This window comes from Georgenia sp. M64 (genome assembly GCF_038049925.1).
GTDB lineage: Bacteria > Actinomycetota > Actinomycetes > Actinomycetales > Actinomycetaceae > Georgenia.
This window is the reverse complement of record NZ_CP145809.1, coordinates 1,469,377-1,493,649: the sequence shown is the minus strand read 5'-3', so window position 1 is coordinate 1,493,649 and position 24,273 is coordinate 1,469,377. Positions and strand designations below refer to the sequence as shown.

19 protein-coding genes are annotated in these 24,273 nt (G+C 74.5%); 4 read left to right on the top strand and 15 right to left on the bottom strand.

The genetic code is table 11. The features are described from left to right. Positions 1-20: 20 nt before the first annotated feature. The 4 genes from pyk to lgt all read right to left on the bottom strand — a co-directional run bounded on the left by pyk (position 21) and on the right by lgt (position 9,303). A complete protein-coding gene (gene pyk, locus AAEM63_RS06730) occupies positions 21-1,448 on the bottom strand; it encodes a pyruvate kinase (RefSeq protein ID WP_341360841.1) in 1,428 nt (475 codons plus the stop codon). 173 nt (positions 1,449-1,621) lie between these two features. Continuing rightward, positions 1,622-3,094 (bottom strand): glutamate synthase subunit beta, encoded by a 1,473-nt coding sequence (locus tag AAEM63_RS06725; RefSeq protein ID WP_341360840.1) that lies wholly within the window; start codon positions 3,092-3,094, stop codon positions 1,622-1,624. Next, positions 3,087-7,661, bottom strand: coding sequence for a glutamate synthase large subunit (gene gltB / locus AAEM63_RS06720; RefSeq protein WP_341360839.1), 4,575 nt, complete (start codon positions 7,659-7,661; stop codon positions 3,087-3,089). The genes AAEM63_RS06725 and gltB overlap by 8 nt, the downstream gene beginning before the upstream one ends. A 547-nt stretch (positions 7,662-8,208) precedes the next feature. Then, a complete protein-coding gene (gene lgt, locus AAEM63_RS06715) occupies positions 8,209-9,303 on the bottom strand; it encodes a prolipoprotein diacylglyceryl transferase (protein WP_341360838.1) in 1,095 nt (364 codons plus the stop codon). A gap of 250 nt (positions 9,304-9,553) precedes the next feature. Here lgt and AAEM63_RS06710 point away from each other — a divergent pair, with 250 nt between their 5' ends. Then, complete coding sequence (locus AAEM63_RS06710; protein WP_123918190.1) at positions 9,554-10,189, top strand: hypothetical protein; 636 nt, start codon at positions 9,554-9,556, stop codon at positions 10,187-10,189. Between the two features lie 108 nt (positions 10,190-10,297). Here AAEM63_RS06710 and trpA read toward each other — a convergent pair whose 3' ends face one another. The 9 genes from trpA to AAEM63_RS06665 form a co-directional block, all read right to left on the bottom strand. Then, positions 10,298-11,104 carry a tryptophan synthase subunit alpha gene (gene trpA, locus AAEM63_RS06705; RefSeq protein WP_123920537.1) on the bottom strand — a complete coding sequence of 269 codons (807 nt, stop codon included), beginning with the start codon at positions 11,102-11,104 and terminating at the stop codon, positions 10,298-10,300. A gap of 5 nt (positions 11,105-11,109) precedes the next feature. After that, positions 11,110-12,405 (bottom strand): tryptophan synthase subunit beta, encoded by a 1,296-nt coding sequence (trpB, locus tag AAEM63_RS06700; RefSeq protein ID WP_341360837.1) that lies wholly within the window; start codon positions 12,403-12,405, stop codon positions 11,110-11,112. Beyond that, positions 12,402-13,217 carry an indole-3-glycerol phosphate synthase TrpC gene (gene trpC, locus AAEM63_RS06695; protein WP_341360836.1) on the bottom strand — a complete coding sequence of 272 codons (816 nt, stop codon included), beginning with the start codon at positions 13,215-13,217 and terminating at the stop codon, positions 12,402-12,404. Before trpC ends, trpB begins: the two co-directional genes overlap by 4 nt. Before the next feature lie 100 nt (positions 13,218-13,317). After that, positions 13,318-13,599: an HGxxPAAW family protein gene (locus AAEM63_RS06690; RefSeq protein ID WP_341360835.1), complete on the bottom strand. Its 282-nt coding sequence runs from the start codon at positions 13,597-13,599 to the stop codon at positions 13,318-13,320. A 79-nt stretch (positions 13,600-13,678) separates the two neighbouring features. Then, complete coding sequence (locus AAEM63_RS06685) at positions 13,679-14,383, bottom strand: Trp biosynthesis-associated membrane protein (RefSeq protein WP_341360834.1); 705 nt, start codon at positions 14,381-14,383, stop codon at positions 13,679-13,681. Continuing rightward, the gene (locus tag AAEM63_RS06680; RefSeq protein ID WP_341360833.1) at positions 14,380-16,020 is read right to left on the bottom strand and encodes an anthranilate synthase component I; all 1,641 of its coding nucleotides are present in this window, start codon (positions 16,018-16,020) and stop codon (positions 14,380-14,382) included. The genes AAEM63_RS06685 and AAEM63_RS06680 overlap by 4 nt, the downstream gene beginning before the upstream one ends. Next, positions 16,017-16,388, bottom strand: a complete 372-nt coding sequence (gene hisI, locus AAEM63_RS06675) for a phosphoribosyl-AMP cyclohydrolase (protein WP_341360832.1) — start codon at positions 16,386-16,388, stop codon at positions 16,017-16,019. Before hisI ends, AAEM63_RS06680 begins: the two co-directional genes overlap by 4 nt. A 33-nt stretch (positions 16,389-16,421) precedes the next feature. After that, on the bottom strand, positions 16,422-18,293 hold the full coding sequence (locus AAEM63_RS06670) for an ABC transporter ATP-binding protein (protein WP_341360831.1): 1,872 nt from the start codon (positions 18,291-18,293) through the stop codon (positions 16,422-16,424). Further along, positions 18,290-20,269, bottom strand: coding sequence for an ABC transporter ATP-binding protein (locus tag AAEM63_RS06665; RefSeq protein ID WP_341360830.1), 1,980 nt, complete (start codon positions 20,267-20,269; stop codon positions 18,290-18,292). Before AAEM63_RS06665 ends, AAEM63_RS06670 begins: the two co-directional genes overlap by 4 nt. A 169-nt stretch (positions 20,270-20,438) precedes the next feature. Between AAEM63_RS06665 and AAEM63_RS06660 the strand changes: the two genes are divergently transcribed. Beyond that, the gene (locus tag AAEM63_RS06660) at positions 20,439-21,071 is read left to right on the top strand and encodes a TIGR03085 family metal-binding protein (RefSeq protein WP_341361327.1); all 633 of its coding nucleotides are present in this window, start codon (positions 20,439-20,441) and stop codon (positions 21,069-21,071) included. Between the two features lie 69 nt (positions 21,072-21,140). Here AAEM63_RS06660 and hisF read toward each other — a convergent pair whose 3' ends face one another. Then, on the bottom strand, positions 21,141-21,911 hold the full coding sequence (gene hisF, locus AAEM63_RS06655; protein WP_341360829.1) for an imidazole glycerol phosphate synthase subunit HisF: 771 nt from the start codon (positions 21,909-21,911) through the stop codon (positions 21,141-21,143). Between the two features lie 70 nt (positions 21,912-21,981). Here hisF and AAEM63_RS06650 point away from each other — a divergent pair, with 70 nt between their 5' ends. Further along, positions 21,982-22,566, top strand: coding sequence for a hypothetical protein (locus AAEM63_RS06650; protein WP_341360828.1), 585 nt, complete (start codon positions 21,982-21,984; stop codon positions 22,564-22,566). A gap of 136 nt (positions 22,567-22,702) precedes the next feature. Next, positions 22,703-23,137 carry a rhodanese-like domain-containing protein gene (locus tag AAEM63_RS06645; protein WP_341360827.1) on the top strand — a complete coding sequence of 145 codons (435 nt, stop codon included), beginning with the start codon at positions 22,703-22,705 and terminating at the stop codon, positions 23,135-23,137. A gap of 106 nt (positions 23,138-23,243) precedes the next feature. On the opposite strand, the gene AAEM63_RS06640 is transcribed toward AAEM63_RS06645, so the two are convergent. Next, positions 23,244-24,272: an FKBP-type peptidyl-prolyl cis-trans isomerase gene (locus AAEM63_RS06640; protein ID WP_341360826.1), complete on the bottom strand. Its 1,029-nt coding sequence runs from the start codon at positions 24,270-24,272 to the stop codon at positions 23,244-23,246. Position 24,273 lies beyond the last annotated feature (1 nt).

Sequence of the window (24,273 nt, the reverse complement as noted above, 5' to 3'; positions counted from 1 at the left end):
CGGGCGGTCGGACGGACCGGTCAGGCCTTGGTGTAGGTCTCGCCGATCTTGTGCACGCGGATCGAGTTGGTCGACCCCACGGTGCCGGGCGGCATGCCCGCGACGATGACGACGCGGTCGCCCTCGTCGGCCAGGCCCGTGGTCTGGAGGAGCTGGTCGACCTGGTTGACCATGTCGTCGGTGTGGGTGACGGAGGGCACGGTGTAGGTCTGCACGCCCCAGCTCAGCGCGAGCCGGTTGCGGGTGTCGGTGCTCGGGGTGAAGGCGAGCAGCGGGATGGGCGAGCGCAGCCGCGACATGCGGCGGGCGGAGTCGCCGGACTCGGTGAAGGTCACGAGGTACTTGACCTCGAGCATCTCGCCGATCTCGGCCGCGGCGCGGGTGATGACGCCACCGCGCGTGTGCGGGGAGGACCCGAGCGGCGCGATCCGCTCGCCGCCGTTCTCCTCGGTGTTCTCCACGATGCGGGCCATGGTGCGCACGGTCTCGATCGGGAAGTCACCCACGGACGTCTCGCCGGAGAGCATGACCGCGTCGGCGCCGTCGAGGATGGCGTTGGCGACGTCGGATGCCTCGGCGCGGGTGGGGCGCGGGCTGGTGATCATCGACTCGAGCATCTGCGTCGCGACGATGACGGGCTTGGCGTTGCGGCGGGCGAGCTCGATGGCGCGCTTCTGCACCAGCGGGACCTGCTCGAGGGGCAGCTCGACGCCGAGGTCGCCGCGGGCGACCATGATGCCGTCGAAGGCGTCGACGATCTCGACGAGGTTCTCCACGGCCTGGGGCTTCTCGACCTTGGCGATGACGGGCACGCGACGGCCGACCTCGTCCATGATCGCGCGCACGCCGTCGATGTCCGAGGCGTTGCGCACGAACGACAGGGCGATGACGTCGGCGCCGACCTTGAGGGCCCAGCGCAGGTCGTCCTTGTCCTTCTCGGACAGGGCCGGGACGGAGACGGCCACGCCGGGGAGGTTGAGGCCCTTGTGGTTGGAGACGGGGCCGGCGACCTCGACGCGGGTGACGACGCGCGGTCCGTCGACCTCGAGGACCCGCACCGCGACCTTGCCGTCGTCGATGAGGATGCGGTCGCCGGGCTTGCAGTCACCGGGCAGACCCTTGAACGTGGTCGAGGCGAGCTCGGCGGTGCCGAGGACGTCCTCGGTGGTGATGGTGAAGGTGTCGCCCTCCTTGAGCTCGACCTTCTCCTCGGGGGCGAACTTGCCCAGCCGGATCTTCGGCCCCTGGAGGTCGACGAGGACCGCAACCGCGCGGCCGGAGGCCTGCGCGGCGGCACGCACGTTGCGGTAGACCGCCTCGTGCTCCTCCACCGCCCCGTGGCTGCGGTTGATCCGGGCGACGTCCATGCCGGCATCCACCAGCTCCTGGACCTTCTCGGCCGACGCGGTGGCCGGTCCGAGGGTGCACACGATCTTCGCTCTACGCATGCGCCCCAGCCTAGAGCAGGTGCTCTGCGCGGTCCCGGGTGAAGGTCCCGGTGCCGGATGTTGTCGCCAGTGGCCCGCGTCACGTCACGCGGGCGCCGCGCCCGCCGGGGCCGCCCGGGCGAGCGCGCGGGGCCGTCCCGGACCGCGTCCGGAACGGCCCCGCAGCGCCTCGATCAGGCCGAGACGGAGACCGTCGAGGGCAGGATCGGGGCGGGAAGCTCGCTCTCGCCGCGCAGGAACGCGTCGACGGCGGACGCCGCGGCGCGGCCCTCGGCGATGGCCCACACGATGAGCGACTGCCCCCGGCCGGCGTCGCCGGCGACGAACACACCGGGGACGGAGGTGGCGAAACTCTCATCGCGGACGAGGCGTCCGCGCGCGTCGAGCTCGACGCCGAGCTGCTCGACGAGCCCGGCCCGCGGCACACCCGTGAAGCCCAGCGCGAGGAGGACGAGCTGGGCCGGGATGACCCGCTCCGTGCCGTCGACGGGGACGTAGGTGCCGTCGTCGGCCTTCTCCACGGTGACCAGGCGCAGGTGGGTGACCTCGCCGGTGTCGCCCTCGGAGAGCAGCTCCACCGTGGAGCTGGCGTAGACCCGCTCGCCGTTCTCCTCGTGGGAGGTCGACGTCCGGTAGACCTTGGGGTAGGTCGGCCACGGCTGGTCCTCGGCGCGCTCCTCGGGCGGCAGCGCGTGGATGTCGATCTGCGTGACCGACCGGGCGTGCTGCCGGGTGGCGGTGCCGAGGCAGTCCGAGCCGGTGTCGCCGCCGCCGATGACGACGACGTCCTTGTCCGTGGCGAGGATCTGGTCGGGCACCTCCTGGCCGTCGACGGCCCGGTTGGCCTGGACGAGGTAGTCCATGGCCAGGTGGATCCCGCCGAGCTCGCGCCCGGGGACGGGCAGCTCGCGGCCGATGGTCGAGCCCATGGCCAGCACGACGGCGTCGTACCGCTCGAGGAGGTCCTGGCCGGTGAGGTCCGCGCCGCCGACGTCGACGCCCGGGCGGAACCGGGTGCCCTCGGCCTCCATCTGGGCGACCCGGCGGTCGACCTGGTCCTTCTCCATCTTGAAGTCGGGGATGCCGTAGGTGAGGAGCCCGCCGATGCGGTCGTCGCGCTCGTAGACGGCGACCGTGTGCCCGGCCCGCGTGAGCTGCTGGGCGGCGGCGAGCCCGGCGGGGCCCGAGCCGACGACGGCGACGGTGGCGCCGGTGAGCCGCTCCGGGACCTGCGGCTGGACGAGCCCGCGGTCGAAGGCGTTGTCCGCGATCGACTGCTCGATGTTCTTGATCGTCACGGCCGGCTGGTTGATCCCCAGGACGCAGGCGGTCTCGCAGGGGGCCGGGCACAGCCGGCCGGTCCACTCGGGGAAGTTGTTCGTGGCGTGGAGGCGCTCGATGGCGGCCTCCCAGTCCTCGCGCCGGGTGAGCTCGTTCCACTCGGGGATGAGGTTGCCCAGCGGGCACCCGTTGTGGCAGAAGGGCACGCCGCAGTCCATGCAGCGGGTGGCCTGGCGCACCAGCGCCGGGCCGTCCTCGGAGCGGCGCTCGTACACCTCGCGGGAGTCGAGGATGCGCACCGGCACCGGGCGTCGGCGCGGCAGCTCGCGCTCGGTGTAGGTCAGGAATCCGCGCGGGTCAGCCACGGGTCGCCTCCATGATCGTCGCCCACACGTCGGGCGAGCTGGGGTCCAGGCCGTCCTCGGCCGCCTTGACGAGGGCGGCGGAGACGGCGGCGTACTGGCGCGGGAGCACCTTGGTGATCCGCGCGGTGAGGGCGCCGGGCTCGGCGAGCAGGTCCGAGGCGACGGTGGAGCCGGTCAGCTCGACGTGCCGGCGCAGGAGCTCGGCGACGATCGTCTCGTCCTCGGGGTCGAGCTCGGTGACGAGCAGGTCGCCCCCCGCCAGCGCGGGCACGTTGATCTTGGCGGTGTCGAGGTCCAGGACGAACGCGGTGCCGCCGGACATGCCGGCGCCGAGGTTGCGCCCTGTCGGGCCCAGGACGAGCAGGGTGCCACCGGTCATGTACTCCGCGGCGTGGTCGCCCACACCCTCGACGACGAGCGTCGCACCGGAGTTGCGCACGGCGAACCGCTCCCCCGCCCGGCCCCGCAGGAAGATCTCCCCCGAGGTCGCGCCGTAGGCGATGACGTTGCCGGCGACGACGTTCTGCTCGGCGATGAGGTGCGAGCCGGGCGCCGGCCGGACGACGATCCGCCCGCCGGAGAGCGACTTGCCCACGTAGTCGTTCGCGTCGCCGAGCAGGCGCAGGGTGACCCCGCGCGGCAGGACCGCCCCGAAGGACTGCCCGGCCGAGCCGGTGAGGGTGATGTCGACCGTCCCGTCGGGCAGGCCCTCGGCGCCGTACCGCTTGGTCAGCTCGTGCCCGAGCATCGTGCCGACGGTGCGGTTGACGTTGCGCACGGGCAGCTCGATGCGGACCGGCTCGCCGCGCTCGAGCGCGGGCTCCGCCAGCTCGATGAGGCGGTTGTCCAGCGCCCGCTCGAGGCCGTGGTCCTGGGCGCGCACGTGCCGCAGCGCGGAGCCCTCCTTGGGGTCGACCTTGGTCAGGAGCGGCTCGAGGTCCAGGCCCGAGGCCTTCCAGTGGTCGACGGCGTCGGTGATGTCGAGGAGGTCGACCTGGCCGATGGCCTCCTCCACCGAGCGCAGCCCGAGGCCGGCGAGGTACTCGCGCACCTCCTGGGCGACGAACTCGAAGAAGGTCACCACGTGCTCGGCCCGGCCGGTGTAGCGCTCACGCAGGACGGGGTTCTGCGTGGCGATGCCCACCGGGCAGGTGTCCAGGTGGCACACGCGCATCATGACGCAGCCCTCGACGACGAGCGGGGCGGTGGCGAAGCCGAACTCCTCCGCGCCCAGGAGCGCGGCGACGAGCACGTCGCGCCCGGTCTTCATCTGCCCGTCGGCCTGGACGACGATGCGGTCGCGCAGGTCGTTGAGGACGAGGGTCTGCTGGGTCTCGGCCAGGCCGATCTCCCAGGGGCCGCCCGCGTGCTTGAGGGAGGTCAGGGGCGAGGCGCCCGTGCCGCCGTCGTGGCCCGAGATGAGCACGACGTCGGCGTGCGCCTTGGACACCCCGGCCGCGACGGTGCCCACGCCGATCTCGGAGACGAGCTTGACGTGGATGCGCGCCGCCGGGTTGGCGTTCTTGAGGTCGTGGATGAGCTGGGCGAGGTCCTCGATGGAGTAGATGTCGTGGTGCGGCGGCGGGGAGATCAGGCCGACGCCGGGGGTGGAGTGCCGGGTCTTGGCCACCCAGGGGTAGACCTTGTGGGCGGGGAGCTGGCCGCCCTCGCCGGGCTTGGCACCCTGCGCCATCTTGATCTGGATGTCGTCGGCGTGGGTGAGGTACTCCGCGGTGACGCCGAACCGGCCCGAGGCCACCTGCTTGATGGCCGAGCGGCGGCGCGGGTCGTGGAGGCGGTCGGAGTCCTCCCCGCCCTCGCCGGTGTTGGACTTCGCGCCGAGCTGGTTCATCGCGATCGCGAGGGTCTCGTGGGCCTCGGCGGAGATGGAGCCGTAGCTCATCGCACCGGTGGAGAACCGCTTGACGATCTCGCTGACCGGCTCGACCTCGTCGATGCTGATCGGCGCCCGCTCGCCCTCCCGCAGCCGGAACAGCCCGCGCAGGGTCATCAGCCGCCGGGACTGCTCGTCCACGCCCTCGGTGTACTTGCGGAAGATGTCGTACCGGCGGGTCCGGGTGGAGTGCTGGAGCCGGAAGATCGTCTCGGGGTCGAACAGGTGCGGCTCGCCCTCGCGGCGCCACTGGTACTCCCCGCCCATCCGCAGCGTGCGGTGCTTGGGCGAGATGCCCGACGGCGGGTAGGCGGTGGCGTGCCGGGCGGCGACCTCGGCGGCGATGACGTCGAGGCCGACCCCGCCCAGCGGCGTCGGCGTGCCGGTGAAGTACTCGTCGACGAGGTCCTCCGAGAGGCCGATCGCCTCGAAGACCTGGGCGCCGCGGTAGGACATCACGGTGGAGATGCCCATCTTGGACATCACCTTGAGCACGCCCTTGCCGAGCGCCTTGATGACGTTCTTGACGGCCTGCTCGGCGCTGATGCCCTCCAGGACGCCGGAGCTGACCAGGTGCTCGACGCTCTCCATCGCCAGGTACGGGTTGACGCAGGCCGCGCCGTAGCCGACGAGCAGCGCGACGTGGTGGACCTCGCGCACGTCGCCGGCCTCGACGACGATGGAGATCTTCGTGCGGGTGTGCTTGCGCAGCGTGTGGTGGTGGACCGCCGCGGTGAGCAGCAGCGACGGGATCGGCGCGAGCTCGGCGGTGGACTCGCGGTCCGAGAGGATGATGAAGCTGATCCCCGCGTCGATGGCGTTGTCGACCTCGTCGAAGATCTCCTCCAGGCGGGCCTGCAGCGCCGCGCCGCCGCCGGAGACCCGGTAGAGCCCCTCGATGGTCACCGAGGAGAAGCCGCGGCCCTGCCGGGGGGTCTTGCGGATGTGCTTGATCTTCGCGAGCTGGTCGTTGTCGATCGTCGGGAAGGGCACGAGCAGCTTGCGGGCGTGCTCGGGGGTGTCGACGAGCATGTTCGGCTCGGGGCCGATCGCCCCGGCGAGGGAGGTGACGAGCTCCTCGCGGATGGAGTCCAGCGGCGGGTTCGTCACCTGGGCGAAGAGCTGGGTGAAGTAGTCGAACAGCAGCCGCGGGCGGGCGGAGAGCACCGCCAGCGGGGTGTCGGTGCCCATCGATCCGATCGCCTCGGCGCCGGTGGCGGCCATCGGCGCGAGGAGGATGCGCAGCTCCTCCTCGGTGTAGCCGAAGGTCTGCTGGCGCCGCACGACCGACAGGCGCGAGTGGTCGACGTGGTCGCGCTCGGGCAGGTCCTCGAGCTCGACCAGGCCCTCGTCGAGCCACTGCTGGTAGGGGTGGGCGTCGGCGAGGCTGCGCTTGACCACCTCGTCGTCGATGATGCGGCCCGCCGCGGTGTCGACGAGGAACATCTTCCCCGGCTCGAGGCGGCCCTTCTTGACCACCTTGCCGGCGGCGATGTCCAGGACGCCGGACTCCGAGGCGAGGACGACGAGACCGTCGTCGGTGACCCAGTACCGGCCCGGGCGCAGGCCGTTGCGGTCCATGACGGCACCGACGAGGGTGCCGTCGGTGAAGGTCATCGCGGCGGGGCCGTCCCAGGGCTCGATGATGGTGGAGGCGAACTCGTAGAACGCCTTGAGGCCCGGGTCCATCGAGGTGTGGTTCTGCCAGGCCTCGGGGATCATCATGAGCACCGCGTGCGGCAGGGAGCGGCCGGCGAGGTGCAGGAGCTCGAGGACCTCGTCGAAGGTCGCCGAGTCCGAGGCGCCGGGGGTGCACACCGGCATGAGCTGCTCGAGGTCGCCCAGCACGTTCGAGGCGAGCATCCCCTCGCGGGCGGCCATCCAGTTCCGGTTGCCGCGCACGGTGTTGATCTCGCCGTTGTGGGCGACGAGCCGGAAGGGCTGGGCGAGGGGCCACGACGGGAACGTGTTCGTCGAGAAGCGCGAGTGCACGAGGGCGATCTCGGAGGCGAACCGCGGGTCGGACAGGTCGGGGAAGAACGGCGCGAGCTGCGTCGTCGTGAGCATCCCCTTGTAGACCAGGGTGCGCGCGGAGAGCGAGGCGAAGTAGATGCCCGTCTCCCGCTCGGACCGCTTGCGCAGGCGGTAGGTGAGGCGGTCCAGCTCCAGGCCGGCGGCGCCGTCGGGGTCGGCCACGAAGAGCTGGCGGAAGGTCGGCATGGACGCGAGCGCGCTCGGGCCGATCATCGAGGCGTCCACCGGCACGTCACGCCAGCCGAGGACCGTGAGGCCCTCGTCGGCGGCGATCGCCTCGATGCCCGCGACGGCCTCGGCGACGGCGGCCTCGCCGGCGCTCTCCCCGGGCAGGAACACCAGACCGGCGGCGTACCGGCCGGCAGGCGGCAGGTCGAAGCCGGCCACGGCGCGCAGGAACGCGTCTGGCACCTGCGTGAGGAGACCGGCGCCGTCGCCGGTGTTCTCCTCGGCGCCGACGGCGCCGCGGTGGTCGAGGTTGTGCAGCGCGGTCAGGCCGGCGTCGACGATGTCACGACCGGGCGTGCCGCGCAGGGTCGCCACGAAGGCGACGCCGCAGGCGTCGTGCTCCTGCGTGGGGTCGTACAGCCCCCGGCGCTGTGCGGCGGGGAACGGGCTGGCCGTGACCTGGTGGTCCATCCGCGTGCGTCCTCACTGGGTCGCCCCGGACGGAACGACCCGCATCGTCGTGCTGGTGATGTGGTCGGGTCGGCGTCGGCCCGTTGGTGGCGAGATGTTACTCGCAGATGACGTACAGGTGACACGAGGTGTCCACATTCTTGACACTTCTCCCGCGGGGCGCCACCCCTCCGGACCTCCCAGGAAACGGGCGCCGGGGTGGGTTGTCAAGCACCCGGGGACGTCCGGAGAGGGACAGCGGGCGCTTCGGGCGGCGCACCGGGCGGGACTCTACGCGAACGGCGTAAGCCGGCGCGTCCGTGGCCACGCGCCCAGTACGTAGGCACGCGCCGAGCACGTACCGCCGCGCCTACGGACTCGAACCGCTGGCTCCTGACTCAAGCCGAGTACGTCGCCACGCGCCGAGCACGTAGCCACGCGCCGAGCACGTAGCCACGCGCCGAGCACGTAGCCACACGCCGAGTACGTACCGCCGCGCCTACCGACTCGAACCGTTGGCTACTGAGTGAAGCCGAAGGGGCCCCGGCATTCGCACCGGTGCGAGCTCTCAGACCTTCTGGTCGGACGCAGACGCGCCGTCCGTCGGCTCGGAGCCGGCCGCGTCAGTGGCCGCGGCCTCGTCCGTGCGCGAGCCGGCCGCGTCGGTGGACGCGGAATCGTCCGTGCGCGGACCGGCGGGGTCGGTCTGCGCAGTTGCGGCGTGAACGTCGGAGCTGCGGGAGCCGGCCGCGTCCACGCCTGCCGCGCCTTCACCGACGGCGACGTCGGCGTCGGCGCGGGCCTCGTCAGGCTCGACGCCGACCGGCTCCTGGCCGGGCAGCCACAGCGTGTCCGGCCGGTCGCGGTTCCGGCGCCCGACGACGACGAAGATCACCAGGGCGACGAGGAAGATGAGGATGGAGGTCCAGACGTTGAGGCGGAGCCCGAGGACGATCTCCGCGTCGTCGATCCGGAGCATCTCGATCCACACGCGGCCCGCGGTGTAGAGCATGACGTAGAGCCAGAAGACCCGGCCGTGCCCGAGCCGGAAGCGGCGCTCGGCCCACAGCAGGACGGCGACCATCGCGAGGTTCCACACCATCTCGTACAGGAAGGTCGGGTGGAACAGGGTGCCCACCTCGTACCCGGGCACGAGGTGTGCCTCGTCGATCTCCAGGCCCCAGGGCAGCGTCGTCGGCCCGCCGTAGAGCTCCTGGTTGAAGTAGTTGCCGAGCCGGCCGACGGCCTGGGCCACGAGGAGGCCGGGGGCGAGCGCGTCGGCGAACGGCGCGAGCCGCAGGCCGCGGCGGCGCAGCGCCAGCCAGGCGCCGACGGCACCGAGCGCCACCGCACCCCAGATGCCCAGCCCGCCCTCCCAGATGTAGAAGGCACGCACGGGGTCGCCGTCGGGGCCGAAGTACGCGTCCGGCGAGGAGAAGACGTGGTAGATCCGCGCGCCGACGATGCCGAACGGGACCATCCAGAACGCGACGTCCATGGCCGTGTCCTTCGGCCCGCCCTTGGCGGTGTACCGGCGGTCCAGGATCCACCACGCCGCGACGATCCCGAGGAGGATCGCGAGGGCGTACGCGCGGACGGGGAAGGGGCCGATCGCCCACTCCGCCTGGGACGGGCTGGGGATCGAGGCGAGGGGCGGGAGCACCCCCGCAGCCTAACCGCTGGGACGAGCCCACCCGGCGAGAGGGGGATGCGGAGCCACCCCGCGAGCGGAGGACCCCGCACGGATCCGGCCACCTCGGCGGCACGGGTCTGGCAGGGTCGGCGTCACGTCCCGGTGGGCGTGGCCTCGCCTCCGCCGGCCGGTGGCGCCGGCACATCGGTGCCGGTCGGCGCGGGCACCCCGTGCCGGGCGACGTCGGCACGCTCGTGCCCGGCACAGCGAGGGGGTCGTCGTGGACGGGGTCGGGCCGGGATCAGCGCGGACCACGGGCACGCGGCCCCGGCCCGGGGCCGCGCGGCCCCGGCCCGACGGCACGCCCTGGCCGCGCGGGACGGCGCCGAGGAGCCGTGCCCTGCGCTCCCGCGTCCTGCCGTCGCTCCTCCTGGCGGCCCTCCTTGCGGGGTGCACCGGCGTGCCGACGCCGTCGCCCCTGCCGCCCGGCGAGCGGGGGGTCAACGGGGTGATGGTCGGCGTCGACGACACCGGGCTGCCCGACCACGCCGACGGCGGCGGCTGGGTCGCCGCCATCCCGGCCGAGCACCTCGACGCGCTCCTCGACCGCGCCGCCCGGGACGACTGGCGGCCCCCGGTGACGCACCTGCCCTACGTCCGGCTCCACCTCGACGAGGCGACGGTCGGGTCCTGGGGCGGGGAGGTCGCGGCCGTCGACGCCCGGGGTCGCTTCACGATCGGCCGGGACGAGTCCGGCGAGCCGCCCGTGACCGGCGCGGCGATCGTGTGCCGTCTCGTGGACGGCACCGAGGGCGCCATCACCCGCGGCTGCGACGAGGTGACCCTGCCCGAGCGGGGGACGCTACGAGCGACGTGGGGCGAGGCCGGCTTCCACGTGGGGCTGCTGAGCGGGTAGCCGCACCGGTGCGTCCGACGGCTCCGCCGGCCGACCGGTGCGTCCGACGGCTCCGCCGGCCGACCCGTGGGTCAGCCGCCGGGCACTGTCGGTCCACACGGGGCCTCCTCAGGCGCCGTGTGCGCCCGCGGCGATCTCCTCGGCCAGCACGCCGAGGTCGCGCAGGCCCGCGGTGCGGTCGCCGTCGGCACGCATGAGGGTGCGCACGAAGGCCGACCCGACGATGACGCCGTCGGCGAACTCGGCGATCTCGGCCGCCTGCTCACCGGTGGAGACGCCCAGCCCCACGCACACCCGCTCCGCCCCGGCCGCACGGGTGCGGGCGACGAGCTCACGGGCGTGGGTGTCGACGCTGGCCCGGGCGCCGGTGACACCCATCGTGGAGGCGGCGTAGACGAAGCCACGGCACGCACGGGCGGTCATGGCCAGGCGCGCGTCGGTCGAGCTGGGTGCGACGAGGAAGACGCGGTCCAGACCGTGCGCATCGGACGCCGCGACCCACTCCGCCGCCTCGTCCGGGATGAGGTCGGGGGTGATGAGGCCCGCCCCGCCCGCGGCCGCGAGGTCGCGGGCGAACCGGTCGACGCCGTAGCGCAGCACCGGGTTGAAGTAGGTCATCACCAGCACCGCCGCGCCGGTGGCGGCCACCTGCTCGACGGCGGAGAGGACGTCGCGGGTGCGGGTGCCGCCGTCGAGGGCCGCCTGGGCGGCGCGCTGGATGACCTCTCCGTCCATGCCGGGGTCGGAGTAGGGCAGGCCGAGCTCGATGACGTCGGCGCCGGCCGCGACGAGCGCCTTCGCCGCCTCGACCGAGGTGGCGACGTCAGGGAAGCCCACCGGCAGGTAGCCGACGAGGGCGGCGCCACCCCGGGCGCGGGCGGCGTCCACGGCGGCGGCGGACTTCGAGGGGGTCATGACGCTCACTTCTCGATGCTCCCGGTGGCGTGCTCGGCGGGGCCCGGGTGGGCCAGCGCCTCCTCGTCGACGAGGTCGAACCACCGGGCGGCGGTCTCGACGTCCTTGTCCCCGCGGCCGGAGAGGTTGACGAGGATCGTCGGCGCGGGCAGCCCGGCCGCCTTCGCCTCGGTCCCGATCCGCATCGCGCCGGCCAGGGCGTGCGCCGACTCGATCGCGGGGATGATCCCCTCGGTCCGGCACAGCAGCCGGAAGGCCTCCATGGCCTCGGCGTCGGTGACCGGCTGGTACTCGGCGCGGTGGATGCTTGCCAGCCAGGAGTGCTCGGGGCCCACGCCGGGGTAGTCCAGCCCGGCGGAGATCGAGTGCGACTCCACGGTCTGGCCGTCCTCGTCCTGGAGGACGTACGTCCGCGCGCCGTGGAGCACCCCGGGCGTGCCGCCGGTGATGGAGGAGGCGTGCCGGCCGGTCTCGACACCGTCGCCGGCGGCCTCCAGACCGACGAGCCGCACGCCGTCGTCGTCGAGGAAGGCGTTGAAGATGCCGATGGCGTTGGAGCCGCCGCCCACGCAGGCGCAGACGACGTCGGGCAGCGCGCCGGTGAGCTCGAGCACCTGCTCGCGCGCCTCGTCCCCGATGACCTTCTGCAGGTCGCGCACCATCGCGGGGAACGGGTGCGGACCGGCGGCGGTGCCGAAGAGGTAGTTGGTGGTCCCGACGTTGGTGACCCAGTCCCGGAAGGCCTCGTTGATGGCGTCCTTGAGGGTGCGCGAACCGGTGGTCACCGGCACGACCTCGGCGCCGAGGAGCTTCATGCGGGCGACGTTGAGCGCCTGCCGGCGCACGTCCTCCTCGCCCATGTACACGGTGCACTCCAGGCCGAGGAGGGCGGCGGCCGTCGCGGTGGCGACACCGTGCTGGCCGGCGCCCGTCTCGGCGATGACCCGCTTCTTGCCGACCTTGCGGGTGAGCAGCGCCTGGCCCAGGACGTTGTTGATCTTGTGGGAGCCGGTGTGGTTGAGGTCCTCACGCTTGAGGATGACCCGGGCTCCGCCGCAGTGCTCGGCGAAGCGGGGCACCTCGGTGACGATGCTCGGCCGGCCGACGTAGGTGCGGTTGAGGTGGTCCATCTCGGCGAGGTACCCCGGGTCGACCCGCAGCTCCTCCCACGCGGCGGCGAGGTCGTCCAGCGCCGCGATGAGCGCCTCGGGGACGAACCGGCCGCCGAAGTCGCCGAAGTAAGGGCCGGCGGCGTCGGCGAGGCGGCCGGGGCCTGCCTGCCCGCCCTCGGTCGCGGTCATCGGCGCACCGCCCGCAGGGAGGGGTGCGACCCGGCGGCGACCATGTCCGCGACGGCCTGGCGCGGGTTGCCCTGGGTGACCAGCGCCTCCCCTACCAGGACGGCGTCGGCGCCGGCACGGGCGTAGTCGAGGACGTCGTGGGGACCGCGGACCCCTGACTCCGCGACCCGCAGGACGCCCTTCGGCAGGACGTCGACCACCTGGGCGAAGACGCCGCGGTCCACCTGGAGGGTGCGCAGGTCGCGGGCGTTGACGCCGACCACCCGGGCGCCGGCGTCCACGGCGCGCACGGCCTCCTCACGGTCGTGCACCTCGACGAGTGCGGTCATGCCCAGGGAGTGCACCCGCTCGACGAGGGAGGTGAGCACGGTCTGCTCGAGGGCGGAGACGATCAGCAGGACGAGGTCGGCACCGTAGGCCCGGGCCTCCCACACCTGGTAGGGCGTGACGACGAAGTCCTTGCGGAGCACGGGCACGTTCACGGCCGCGCGCACCGCGGCGAGGTCCTCGAGGGAGCCGCCGAAGCGGCGGCCCTCGGTGAGGACGGAGATGACGGCGGCGCCACCGGCCTCGTACTCGGCGGCGAGGCCGGCCGGGTCGGCGATGTCGGCGAGCGCACCCTTGGAGGGGCTGGACCGCTTGACCTCGGAGATGATCGTGACGGCCTGGTGCTCACCGCGCAGCGCGGCGACGGCGTCCTTGGCCCCGTCCCGGCGCTGGGCCATGTCCTTGAGGACCTCGAGGGGCCGCTTCGCCTCACGCTCGGCGAGGTCCTCCCGGACCCCGGCGATGATCTCATCCAGCACGGTCACAGCTCGTACTCCCCTCGACTGACGACTCCCTCATCGTAGGTGTCAGTCGTGGGTGCCTCGAACGGCGTCCGCCAGGCGGCAGTTTCCGCGCCCGCCGCCGTCAGTCGCTGTACCAGTCCCGCTCACGCTCGCGGGCGGGCGGCGGCGCGGGCTGGCCCAGCCCCATGCCGCGCATGACCACCGAGACCACGACCGCCCCCACCCCGATCACCAGGGCGACGATCGTGAGCCAGTCGGCCTCGATCATGAGGCTCAGCCCGCCCACCAGGAACGCGAGGCTGACCCCCCAGGTCATGACCCATGCGGCGGGGGTGCGCCCGTGGTTGGAGTAGGGCGCCGCGGACGGCAGCGTGTAGGGCTCGGTCGCGGGAATCTGCGGCATGGTGTCCTCCGGGGCAGGGTCGGTCTGGCCGCAGCATATCGGCCAGGTACCGGTCAGGCAGTGCGTCGCGCGCGGCCGGTCACGGTGCCTGGTCGCGCGAGGGGTCCTCGCCGCGGCCGAGGGCGTCCCAGTCGTCCATGGCGCGGGTGCGGGCATCGCTCTCCGGCGTGGCGACCGTGCCGACAGCGAGACCCGTCGCCCCGGCCGGCCGGGTGGTCGACTCCCCCGGCGCCGTCGTGGCCGGGTCCGGTGACGACGCCATCGGCGCACCCGTGGTGGCCCCGGGCGCGGCCGCACCGGCCCGCTCGAAACGACGCCCGGCGTGCTGCCACCGCCCGGCGGAGAGGACCGCCACCACTCCCGCGACGCCGGCGCCGGCGCCCAGGAGTGCGGCCACGTACGGCCACGGCGCCAGGGCGGGCTCGCCCTCGAGGACCCGGACCCCGCTGACCTGCGCCGCGGCCCCGAGGAGCGGCCCGGCGGGGTCCGCGAGGAGCCCGGCGACGGCGACGACGACCATGACGGCAGCCCCCAGGAGCGCCAGCCCGCCGAGCATGACGGCGACGCGCCGGCCGATGGCGACGGCCAGCGCGGCCGCGCCCATGACGAGCGCGGCCGCGGTCACCGCCGGGGCCGCGGACGTCCCGGCCACCGAGACCGTCTCGGTCCCGATCACCGTGGGGGCCGTCCCGCTCACCCACGTGGCCGAGGTGACGGCCAGGAGGAGCACGACGACGACGAGCGTGGCCAGGACGACGCGGCGCCTCGCCGGCCGGGCGGTCACGGCCGGCCCGCCGCGGGCCGCAGGCCGGCGGCGAGCTGGACCGCCCGGACGGCGGCCGCGGCCTTGTTCCTCGTCTCCTCGTACTCGGTGGCCGGCACGGAGTCGGCCACGATGCCCGCCCCGGCCTGGACCGAGGCCTGGCCGCCGGCGATGACGGCGGTGCGGATCGCGATGGCCAGGTCGGCGTTGCCGGCGAGGTCGAAGTAGCCCACCACCCCTCCGTAGATGCCGCGGCGGGCCGGCTCGAGGGTGTCGATGAGCTCGATCGCCCGTGGCTTGGGCGCCCCCGACAGGGTGCCCGCGGGGAACGTCGCGACGAGGCAGTCCAGGGCGCTGACGCCGTCGCGCTGACGCCCGACCACCGTGGAGGAGATGTGCATGATGTGGCTGAAGCGCTTGACCTCCATGAGCTCGACCACCTCGACCGTCTCGGGCCGGCACACCTTGGCCAGGTCGTTGCGCGCGAGGTCGACGAGCATGACGTGCTCGGAGAGCTCCTTGGGGTCGGCGAGGAGCTCCTCGGCCAGGGCCCGGTCCTCCCCCGGTGTCGCCCCGCGCGGGCGGGACCCGGCGATGGGGAACGTCGTGACGTCGCCGTCCTGGACGTGGACGAGCGTCTCGGGGCTGGAGCCGACGACGGCGAACGTGCCCGCCCCGCCCGGGGCACCGCCATCGCCGCCATCGCCGTCGCTGCCGCCGCCCTCGTCCGCGGGCAGCTGGAGGTAGTACATGTACGGGCTGGGGTTGATGGTGCGCAGGACGCGGTAGACGTCCAGGGGGGCCGCCGTGCAGTCGATGTCGAGGCGCTGGGAGAGCACCACCTGGAAGACCTCGCCGTCCCGGATGGCCTCCTTTGCCGCCAGGACGGCGTTCTCGAAGTCGGGCCGGGACGTGCGGAAGCGCAGGTCGGGCGCCGCGGTGCCCACGTGCACGGCGGCCATGGCGGGCGCCGGGCGCAGGAGCGCGTCGGTCATCGCGTCGAGCCGGGCGACGGCGTCGGCGTGCGCGGCGTCGACGCGCTCATCCGTGTCGTCGAAGTTCACCGCGTTGGCGATGAGCCAGACGGACCCGTCGTGGTGGTCGACGGCGGCCATGTCGGTGGCCAGGCACAGCGCGACGTCGGGGGTGGTGTGCTCGCGAGGAGCGAGTGCGCGCAGGTTCGGCTCCCACTCCCGCAGCACGTCCCAGCCCAGCGCACCGACGAGCCCGCCCGTCAGCGGCGGCAGGCCGGGCAGGGCGGGGGTGCGCAGCGCCTCGAGGGTCGCCGCGAGGACCTCCAGCACGGGCCCCTCGGCCGGGATGCCGACGGGCACGTCGCCGCTCCACCGGGCGTGGCCGCCGCGGGCGGTGAGCACGGCGCGGGAGGCCACTCCGACGAACGACCAGCGCGACCAGGCGCCGTCGTGCTCGGCGGACTCGAGGATGAAGGTGCCCGGGCGCGAGCCCGCGAGCTGGCGGTACAGGCCCACGGGCGTGACGTCGTCGGCGAGAAGGCGGCGCACCACGGGCACGACCCGGCGGTCCGCGGCCATGGCCCGGAACGTGGGCAGGTCCGGCCAGGTCTGGCCCCAGTCGACCGAGACCTCCGTGGGGGCCGCAGCGACCTCCGAGGGGGCCGCGGCGTCGGGGGCGCTCACGAGACGTCCCCGACGACGGCGCCGAGGTCGCCGCCGGCCTCGAAGCAGGTCCGGGTGCCGGTGTGGCACGCGACGCCGACCTGGTCGACGCGCACGAGCAGGGCGTCGCCGTCGCAGTCCAGCGCCACGGAGACGACGTGCTGGACGTGCCCGGAGGTGTCCCCCTTGCGCCAGTACTCCTGGCGCGAGCGCGACCAGTACGTCGCCCGGCCGCTGGTGAGGGTCCGGCGCAGGGCCTCGTCGTCCATCCAGCCGACCATGAGCACCTCGCCGGTGTCGTGCTGCTGGACGACGGCGCAGACCAGGCCGTGCTCGTCACGCTTGAGGCGGTCGGCGACGGACGGGTCGAGGGTGGGGTTCTCGGGCACCGGACGATCTTGCCACGGGGCGGCGCGAGCCGGTCAGCGCGTCTGCGCCACCCAGGAGGCGTGCATCCGCGCGTACGGCCCGCCCGCGGCGAGGAGCGCCTCGTGGCTGCCCACCCCGGCGAGGTGCCCGTCCTCGACGACGACGACGAGGTCGGCGGCCTCGGCGGTGGAGAGGCGGTGGGCGATGGTCACCGACGTCCGGCCCGCGGTGAGGCGGTCCAGCGCCCGGGCGATCCGGGTCTCGGTGGCCGGGTCGACGGCGGAGGTGGCCTCGTCCAGGACGAGGAGGTCGGCGTCGGCGAGCGACGCGCGGGCCAGGGCCACGAGCTGGCGCTCACCCGCCGAGAGCGACTCCCCGCGCTGACCGACCGGGGTGTCGAGCCCGGCGGGCAGGCTCGCCACCCACCCGTCCAGGCCGAGGGCGGCGACGGCGGCCTCGACCTCCTCGGCGGGGTGGTCCACCGCGCCGTAGGCGATGTTCTCCCCGATGGAGGCGTCGAGGAGGAAGCCCTCCTGGGGCACGAGCACCACCCGGGAGCGCAGGTCCCGCAGGGTGAGGCGGCGCAGGTCCGCGCCGTCGAGGAGGACCTCGCCGGCGGTGGGGTCCATGAGCCGGACGAGGAGCTTGGCGAGGGTGGTCTTGCCCGACCCGGTCCGCCCGACGACGGCGACCTGGGTGCCGGGCTCGATCGCGAGGTCGACGCCGTGGAGCACCTCGGGGCCGCCGGGGTAGGCGTAGCGCACGCCCCGGAACTCCACCCGGGCCGCCCGGTGCGCGCCGTCCGGCGCCGGCACCGCCGGAGCGCCGGCCGATTCGTGGACGACGCCCGGCGTGGGGGCGTCGCCCGGCGCCGGGCGGGTGGCGTGCCGGCTGCGCGGCGGCAGCGGGTCGGCCGGGTCGGTGACGTCGACGGGCGTCTCGAGGACGGCGATGACGCGTCGCCAGCCGGCCACGGCGTTCTGGAGCTCGTTGAGCATCTCGGTCGCGTTCTGCACGGGCCCGGTGAACATCTGCACGAGGAAGAGGAACGCGAGCACCTCCCCGATCGTGAGGTCCCCGGCGGCGCCGAGGTACGTGCCGGCCACCACCACCGCCGCGAGCGCCACGGCCGCGAGGACGACGCCGGTGGAGAAGGCGATCGCCACGTAGGTCTGGGCGCGCACGGCCTCCTCGCGGTGCTCCCGGACGGCGGCGTCGATGCGGCGCTGGGTGCGCCCGGCGGCGCCGAACGCCCGGATCGTCTCCGCCCCGACCACGGACTCCGAGATCGCCGAGAGCATGGCCCCCACCCGCACCCGGACCCGGCCGTAGGCGGCGGAGACCCGCTTCTGCGCGCGCGGTGCGAGCAGCACCATCGGCAGGAAGCACACCCACACCAGCAGCGCGAGCTGCCAGGAGTACACCAGCATCGCCGCGCCGGCGAGGAGCAGCTGGCCGGCGTTGAGGACGAGCATGAGCCCGCCCCGCTGGACGAAGAGGGAGACCGTGTCGACGTCGGAGGTCACCCGCGAGACCAGCGAGCCGCGCTTCTCCGCGAACTGGGTGAGCGTGGACAGGTCGTGGACGTGACGGAAGGTGGCCACCCGCAGCTGGGCCAGGCCTCGCTCGCTCGTGCGGTAGAGCCGGACGTTGACGGCGGCGCTGACCTGGCCGGTCAGGAGCAGCACCACGAGGCCGGCTACGGCGAGCCACGCCACCCGGGCGACGTCGGGCCCGCCGTCGGCGAGGATCCCGTGGTCGGTGGCCTGCTGGAGGACCACCGGGACGACGACGCGTCCGGCGGTGGCGACGACGGCGAGCAGCAGCGTGGTGGCGATGCCGTCGGTCATCGCCGGCGAGAGCTGCAGGCCCCGGCGGACGGTGGCGACGACCCCGAGGTCGGACGCGGCGGAGATCGCGCTCATCGGTCCCCTCCCCCGGCGCGCCCGGCCCGGGCGGCCTCCCGCTCGGCGGTGCGCACCGCGTAGGCGGTGACGAGCTCGCGGTAGCCCGGGTCCCGCTCGGCCAGCTCGGCGTGGGTGCCGGCGTCGACGACCCGCCCGGCGTCGAGGTGGACGACCTCGTCGGCCAGGGCGATCGTCGAGGTCCGGTAGGCCACGAGCAGCACGGAGGTGCCGCCCTCCCCGGCGCCGAGGCCGGCGAGGATCTCCTGCTCGACGACCGGGTCGACGGCGGAGGTGGCGTCGTCGAGCACGAGGAGCCGGGGCCGCCGGACGAGTGCCCGGGCGATCGCCAGGCGCTGGCGCTGCCCGCCGGAGAGCGTCGCGCCGCGCTCGCCCACGACGGTGTCGAGACCGGCGGGCAGGGCGCGGACGAAGTCCTCGGCGCGGGCGGTGCGCAGCGCGGCCCAGACGTCGTCGTCGTCGAAGCGGTCGCCGTCGTCGAGGGTGACGTTGCCGCGGACGGTGTCGTCGAAGACGAACGTGGACTGGCTCACCAGGGCGACGGCGGCGGTGCGCGCGGCGGGGTCGAGCTCGCGCACGTCGTGCCCGCCCAGGAGCACCCGCCCGGCGGTGGGGTCCATGAGGCGGGCGACGAGCGCCGCGAGGGTCGACTTGCCTGCCCCGGTGGCGCCGACGAGGGCCACCGTGGCGCGCGGTGCCACCCGGAGCGAGACCCCGGAGAGCAGGTCCACCGTGCCGGGGTCGCGGCCCGGCCGGCCGGCCGGGGCGCCGTCGGGGTCCTTGGCCAGGCGGGCCGGGACGGTGAAGGTGACGTCCTCCACGCGCACCTCTAGGCCGCCCCGGCCGCCGAGGACCGCCCGGCCGCCGGTGAGGGTGCCGGTGGCGTCGACGACGCGGGCGATGCGGTCGTGACCCACGAGCGAGCGCGGGACCTCCCCCAGGACGAAGCCGATGGAGCGGATCGGCATCGTCATGACGGTGAGGAGGTAGGCGACCGTGACGACGTCGCCGGTGGCCGCGGCACCCTCCTGCACGCGCCACGCGCCTGCCGCGATGACGGCCAGGGTGGCGGCGGAGGGCAGGAGCTCGATGACGGGGTCGAACACCGCCCGGACGCGGCCCATCGCCACGTTGGCCTCGCGCAGGTCCTCGGTGACGGCGGCGAAGCGGCGCTCCTCCCGCTCGGCGGTGCCGAGGGACTTCACGAGCAGGGCCGCCTCGAAGCTCTCGTGCGCGACGTCGGAGACGGCGGCCCGCAGCCGCTGGGAGCGGGTGACGGCCGGCGCCATGCGGCGGCGGTAGACGGCGTTGGCGAGCACGACCAGCGGCAGGACGCTCACGCCGATGGCGCCGAGCCAGGGGTCGGCGAGGAACATCGCCACCGAGGCGACGAGCATCATCACGACCACGCCGAGGGCGAAGGGCAGCGGCACGAACACGCCGGAGGCGGCCTCGGCGTCGGCGTTGGCGTTGGAGAGGAGCCGCCCGGTGGGGTGGCGGCGGTGCCAGCTCATGGGCAGGCGCAGGTACTGGCGGGTCACGCGCAGCCGGTGCGCGGCCTGGATCTCGTACGCCGCCCACCCGGCGTAGATCCGGCGCAGCGCCACGGCGGCGGCGGTGAGCAGGCCGACGACGAGCAGCGCGCCCCCGGCGGCCCAGACCTGGCCGGCGTCGAGGGAGCGCTCCGCGACGGCGGGGGCGACGACCTGGTCGGTGACCCGGCCGAGCAGCCACCCGGACGCGACCGTGCCGACGCCGTACACGGCGGCGGCCACGACCGCGACGGTCGAGGTCCGCCGGGAGTCCGCCAGCCCGCGGCCGATGAGGACGAGGCTGCGGCGCAGGGTGCCGCCCGGCAGGGCGTACGGGTGCGGGGTGCGCAGGTCGTCGGTGTCCACGTTCGCCGCCTCGCCGGCGGTGCCGCCGGGGTCGTCGGCGGCGCCGTCGCCGGGCCGCGGGTGGTCGATCACGGGCACAGCGAGGTCCTTCTTCCTGGGGGCGGCCCGTCGATCCTCGCACAGGGCCGGCAGCGGCGCCCGCGGCGGCGGCGCCCCCCACCGTGTGGCACGGTGGGTCGAGCGTCAGCGGGGGCCCGAGCTCTCGCGGCGAGGCGGCGGACGGACGGAAGGCGGACCGGTGACCTGGATGGAGACCGAGCGCGAGGCGCTGGTGCAGACCCTGCGCGGGGCGGACCCCGACGCGCCCACACTGTGCGAGGGCTGGTCCGTGCGGCACCTGCTCGCCCACCTCGTCGAGCGGGAGCAGGAGCCGGCGCGCTACGCCGCGGACATGGCGGCCACCCGGCTCGGCCGCGAGCCCGGTGCGGAACCCTTCCTGTCGCGGCTGGCCGGCTCCGCCGTCACCGCGCCGGGGTACGCCGCGCTGGTGGACCGGTTCGCCGGCGGGGGCTCGCGCATCGTGGCGCTCGGCGACCGCGCCCACCTGATCGAGTACGTCGTCCACCACGAGGACGTGCGCCGGGCGGGCGCGGAGCCGGCCGAGCCGCGCGTCCTGCCCCCCGACCTCGTCCGGGCGGTGTGGCAGCACCTCGGTGCGCTCGCGCGCACGGCCTACCGGTCCTCCCCGGTGGGTGTCGTGCTCGTCGTTCCCGGCGGTCCGCGCAAGGTGGTGCGCCGCGGCGCCGACGCCGTCGTCGTCTCCGGCGACCCGGTGGAGCAGGCGCTGTTCGCGCTGGGACGCCGCGAGGTCGCCGACGTGGAGATCCTCGGTGCCCCTGAGACCGTGGCGCGGTTCGAGGAGTGGGCGGACCAGGCCTGAGCCGGCTGCGCCTCGCCCGAACCCTCCGCGCCTGGCCCGAGCCGCTGACCGCGGGAGGAGCCGGGACCGTCAGCGGACGGTGACGCCCGCCGCGCGCATGTGGTCCTTGACCTCGCCGATCGTGAGGGTGCGGAAGTGGAAGACCGATGCCGCCAGCACGGCGTCGGCCCCGGCGAGCGCCGCCCCGGTGAAGTCCTCGACCTTGCCCGCCCCGCCGGAGGCGATGAGCGGGACGTGCAGCCCGGGACGGACGTCGGCGAGCATCGTCAGGTCGTAGCCGTCCTTCGTGCCGTCGGCGTCCATGGAGTTGAGGAGGATCTCGCCGGCACCGAGCTCGGCCCCGCGCAGCGCCCACTCCACCGCGTCGATGCCGGTGCCGACCCGGCCGCCGTGGGTGGTGACCTCGTACCCCGACGGCGTGCGGGTCTCGCCGGTGACCCGGCGCGCGTCGACGGACAGCACGACGACCTGGTTGCCGAACCGCTCGGCGACCTCGGTGATGAGCTCGGGCCGGGCGATCGCGGCGGTGTTGATGCCCACCTTGTCGGCGCCGGCCTTGAGGAGGCGGTCGACGTCGGCGACCGAGCGCACCCCGCCACCGACGGTGAGGGGCACGAAGACCTCCTCGGCGGTGCGCGAGACGACCTCCATCGTGGTGTGGCGGGCCTCGGCGGAGGCGGAGACGTCGAGGAAGGTGATCTCGTCGGCGCCCTCGGCGTCGTAGCGGCGCGCCAGCTCGACCGGGTCCCCGGCATCGCGCAGCCCCTGGAAGTTCACGCCCTTGACGACGCGACCGCCCGCCACGTCCAGGCAGGGGATCACGCGCACCGCGACCGACATCTCCACTCCTTCCCGGCGGGTCTGCCCCACCGGCGGCTTACAGGTTAACCGCCCCGGTAGCCTCGCCCCGGTGAGCGTCCACGACCCGCTCGAGGCCGTCCTCGGGCTCGTCACCGCCGCCAGGGTCCGGCACGACGGCCCGGGTCCGGTGGTGCTCGGCGTCGACGGCCGGTCGGGATCGGGCAAGTCGGACCTCGCCGGCGCGGTGACCGCAGCCCTGCGGGCCGACGGCACGGACGTGGCCCTGCTCGCCCTCGAGGACGCCTACCCCGGCTGGGACGGGCTCGCCGCCGGTGTGGCCGCCGTCGCGCGCGGCGTCCTCGCGCCGCTCTCCCGGGGCGAGCCGGGCACGGTGCGGACGTTCGACTGGGACGCGGCCCGCCCCGGCCCGGTGCTGCGGGTGCCGGCGCCGGGCCGGCCGGTCCCGGACGTGGTCGTCGTCGAGGGCTGCGGCGCGGGCTCGGCCGCCTGCGCGCCCTACCTCGACGTCCTGGTGTGGCTCGAGGCCCCCGAGGAGGTGCGCCGGCGGCGTGCGCTGGAGCGCGACGACCACACGTGGACCGAGCGCTGGGCGGCGTGGGCGGCGCAGGAGGACGCCCTCCTGGCCGTGCGCGACGCCCGCGCCCTCGCCGACCTCGTGGTGCGGACCGGCTGACCCGTGACGCGGACCGGTGGAGCCCCGGCCGCCGGTCCGCTCCGCCCGGGCCCTGACCCCGCCGCCGGTCCGCTCCGCCCGGGCTCTGACCCGCCGACCATGGCGCGGACGCCAGGCCCGATATACCCTTGGGGGTATGCAGAGATTCTCCCGCAGCATCCCCTCCCTCGCGGCCGCCACGGTCGCCGCCCTGCTCCTCGCCTCGTGCGGCACGGACGACGCCGGCTCGGCCGACCCCGGCAGCGTCTCGGTCGAGCAGCTCCAGGGCAAGGTCGACCCCGCCGCCGCCGCCGAGGTCATCGAGGCCGGCAACCACACGGTCATCGACGTGCGCACGCCCGCGGAGTTCGCGGAGGGCCACGTCGACGGCGCGGAGAACATCGACGTGCAGTCGCCCGACTTCGCCGACCGGATCGCCGAGCTCGACCCCGACGGCGCCTACGTCGTGTACTGCCGCAGCGGCAACCGCTCGGCCGCGGCCTACCAGGCCATGCAGGACGCCGGGTTCACCTCGGTCGTCGACGCCGGCGGGTTCGACGCCCTCGTCGGCGCGGGCGTCGCCACGTCCTGAGCCGCGGCGCGGACCGGCAGAGCCACAGCACGGCTCTGCCGGACCGTCTCGATCACGGAACAGCCGGACCGTGTCGACACCGATCAGCCGGACCCGTGACGGCGGATCAGCCGGTCGTCTCCTCGGCGGCCGGCTCCGTCGTGTCCTCGGCCGGCTCGGTCTCCTCGGCCGGGTCCTCCGACGCCGGCTCCGTCTCCTCGGACGGCTCCTCCGTGGCCTCCGGGGACTCCTGGACCACGGCGTCCTCGTCGCCGCCGGAGGTGGCGAGGATGTCCACCACGAGGACCAGGGTCTCGGTGCCCTGCGCCAGGCCGGGCGGGATGACCAGCAGGACCTGGGACCCGACGTGCTGGTCGACCAGGCCGTCGCGCAGGCCCGGGAAGACCTCGTCGATGGCGATCGTCTGGGGGACCTTGCCCTGCGCCCACGTGGAGTCGTAGTCCGTGCCGGACTCCCACGCCACGCCGGTGTACTGCAGGGTCACGCTCTGGCCGCGCCGCACCTGGGCGCCGTCGCCGCGGATGAGCGGCTGGACCACCAGCGCGGTGGGGGGTTCACCCTCGGGCAGGCTGATCGACGGCGCGCCGTCGTCGGCCAGGCTCACGGTGGGCAGGCCCTCGCGCGGCTCGACCGCCTCGCCGCGGGCCCGGGTGTAGAGCACGTCGACGACGAGGAGCAGCATCCGGTCGACGTCGTCCTCGGTGATGGGCTGGCGCAGCAGCAGCCGGCTGCCCTCCTGGGCGCCCACGAGGACCGGGAAGAGGTCCTCGCCGACGTCCTCGCGGCTGAGCGTGAGGGTCTGCGCCACGCCCACCTCACGGTCCTCGACGAGCTCGCCGTCCTCGCCGTCGTAGGCCGTCAGGCTCAGGAGCATGGGCTCGCCCTCGGCGAGCTCGCGGCCCTCGCCCTCGATGAGCACGTCGACCGAGGAGTCCGCGAGCGGCAGCGGCGGGGTGAAGGTCACCACGGGCACCGAGCCGAACTGCCCGGAGACGGCGACCGCGTCGACGGTCTCCTCCTCGTTCGGGCTGTCCTGGTCCCCGCAGCCGGCGAGCATCACGAGCGCGACGAACGCCGCGACCAGCGCGGCGGCTCGGGCGCGGAGGGTGGTCTGGGTCCGGGTGCTGCGCTCCACG

Excerpts from the sequence above, each read along its gene's own strand:
- hisF (WP_341360829.1), bottom strand. The coding sequence starts at position 21,911 with ATGTCGGTCGCGGTGCGCGTGATCCCCTGCCTGGACGTGGCGGGCGGT.
- AAEM63_RS06660 (WP_341361327.1), top strand. The coding sequence starts at position 20,439 with ATGGAGACCGAGCGCGAGGCGCTGGTGCAGACCCTGCGCGGGGCGGAC.
- pyk (WP_341360841.1), bottom strand. The coding sequence starts at position 1,448 with ATGCGTAGAGCGAAGATCGTGTGCACCCTCGGACCGGCCACCGCGTCG.
- trpB (WP_341360837.1), bottom strand. The coding sequence starts at position 12,405 with ATGACCGCGACCGAGGGCGGGCAGGCAGGCCCCGGCCGCCTCGCCGAC.
- trpA (WP_123920537.1), bottom strand. The coding sequence starts at position 11,104 with ATGACCCCCTCGAAGTCCGCCGCCGCCGTGGACGCCGCCCGCGCCCGG.
- AAEM63_RS06670 (WP_341360831.1), bottom strand. The coding sequence starts at position 18,293 with ATGAGCGCGATCTCCGCCGCGTCCGACCTCGGGGTCGTCGCCACCGTC.
- AAEM63_RS06645 (WP_341360827.1), top strand. The coding sequence starts at position 22,703 with ATGCAGAGATTCTCCCGCAGCATCCCCTCCCTCGCGGCCGCCACGGTC.
- AAEM63_RS06690 (WP_341360835.1), bottom strand. The coding sequence starts at position 13,599 with ATGCCGCAGATTCCCGCGACCGAGCCCTACACGCTGCCGTCCGCGGCG.
- gltB (WP_341360839.1), bottom strand. The coding sequence starts at position 7,661 with ATGGACCACCAGGTCACGGCCAGCCCGTTCCCCGCCGCACAGCGCCGG.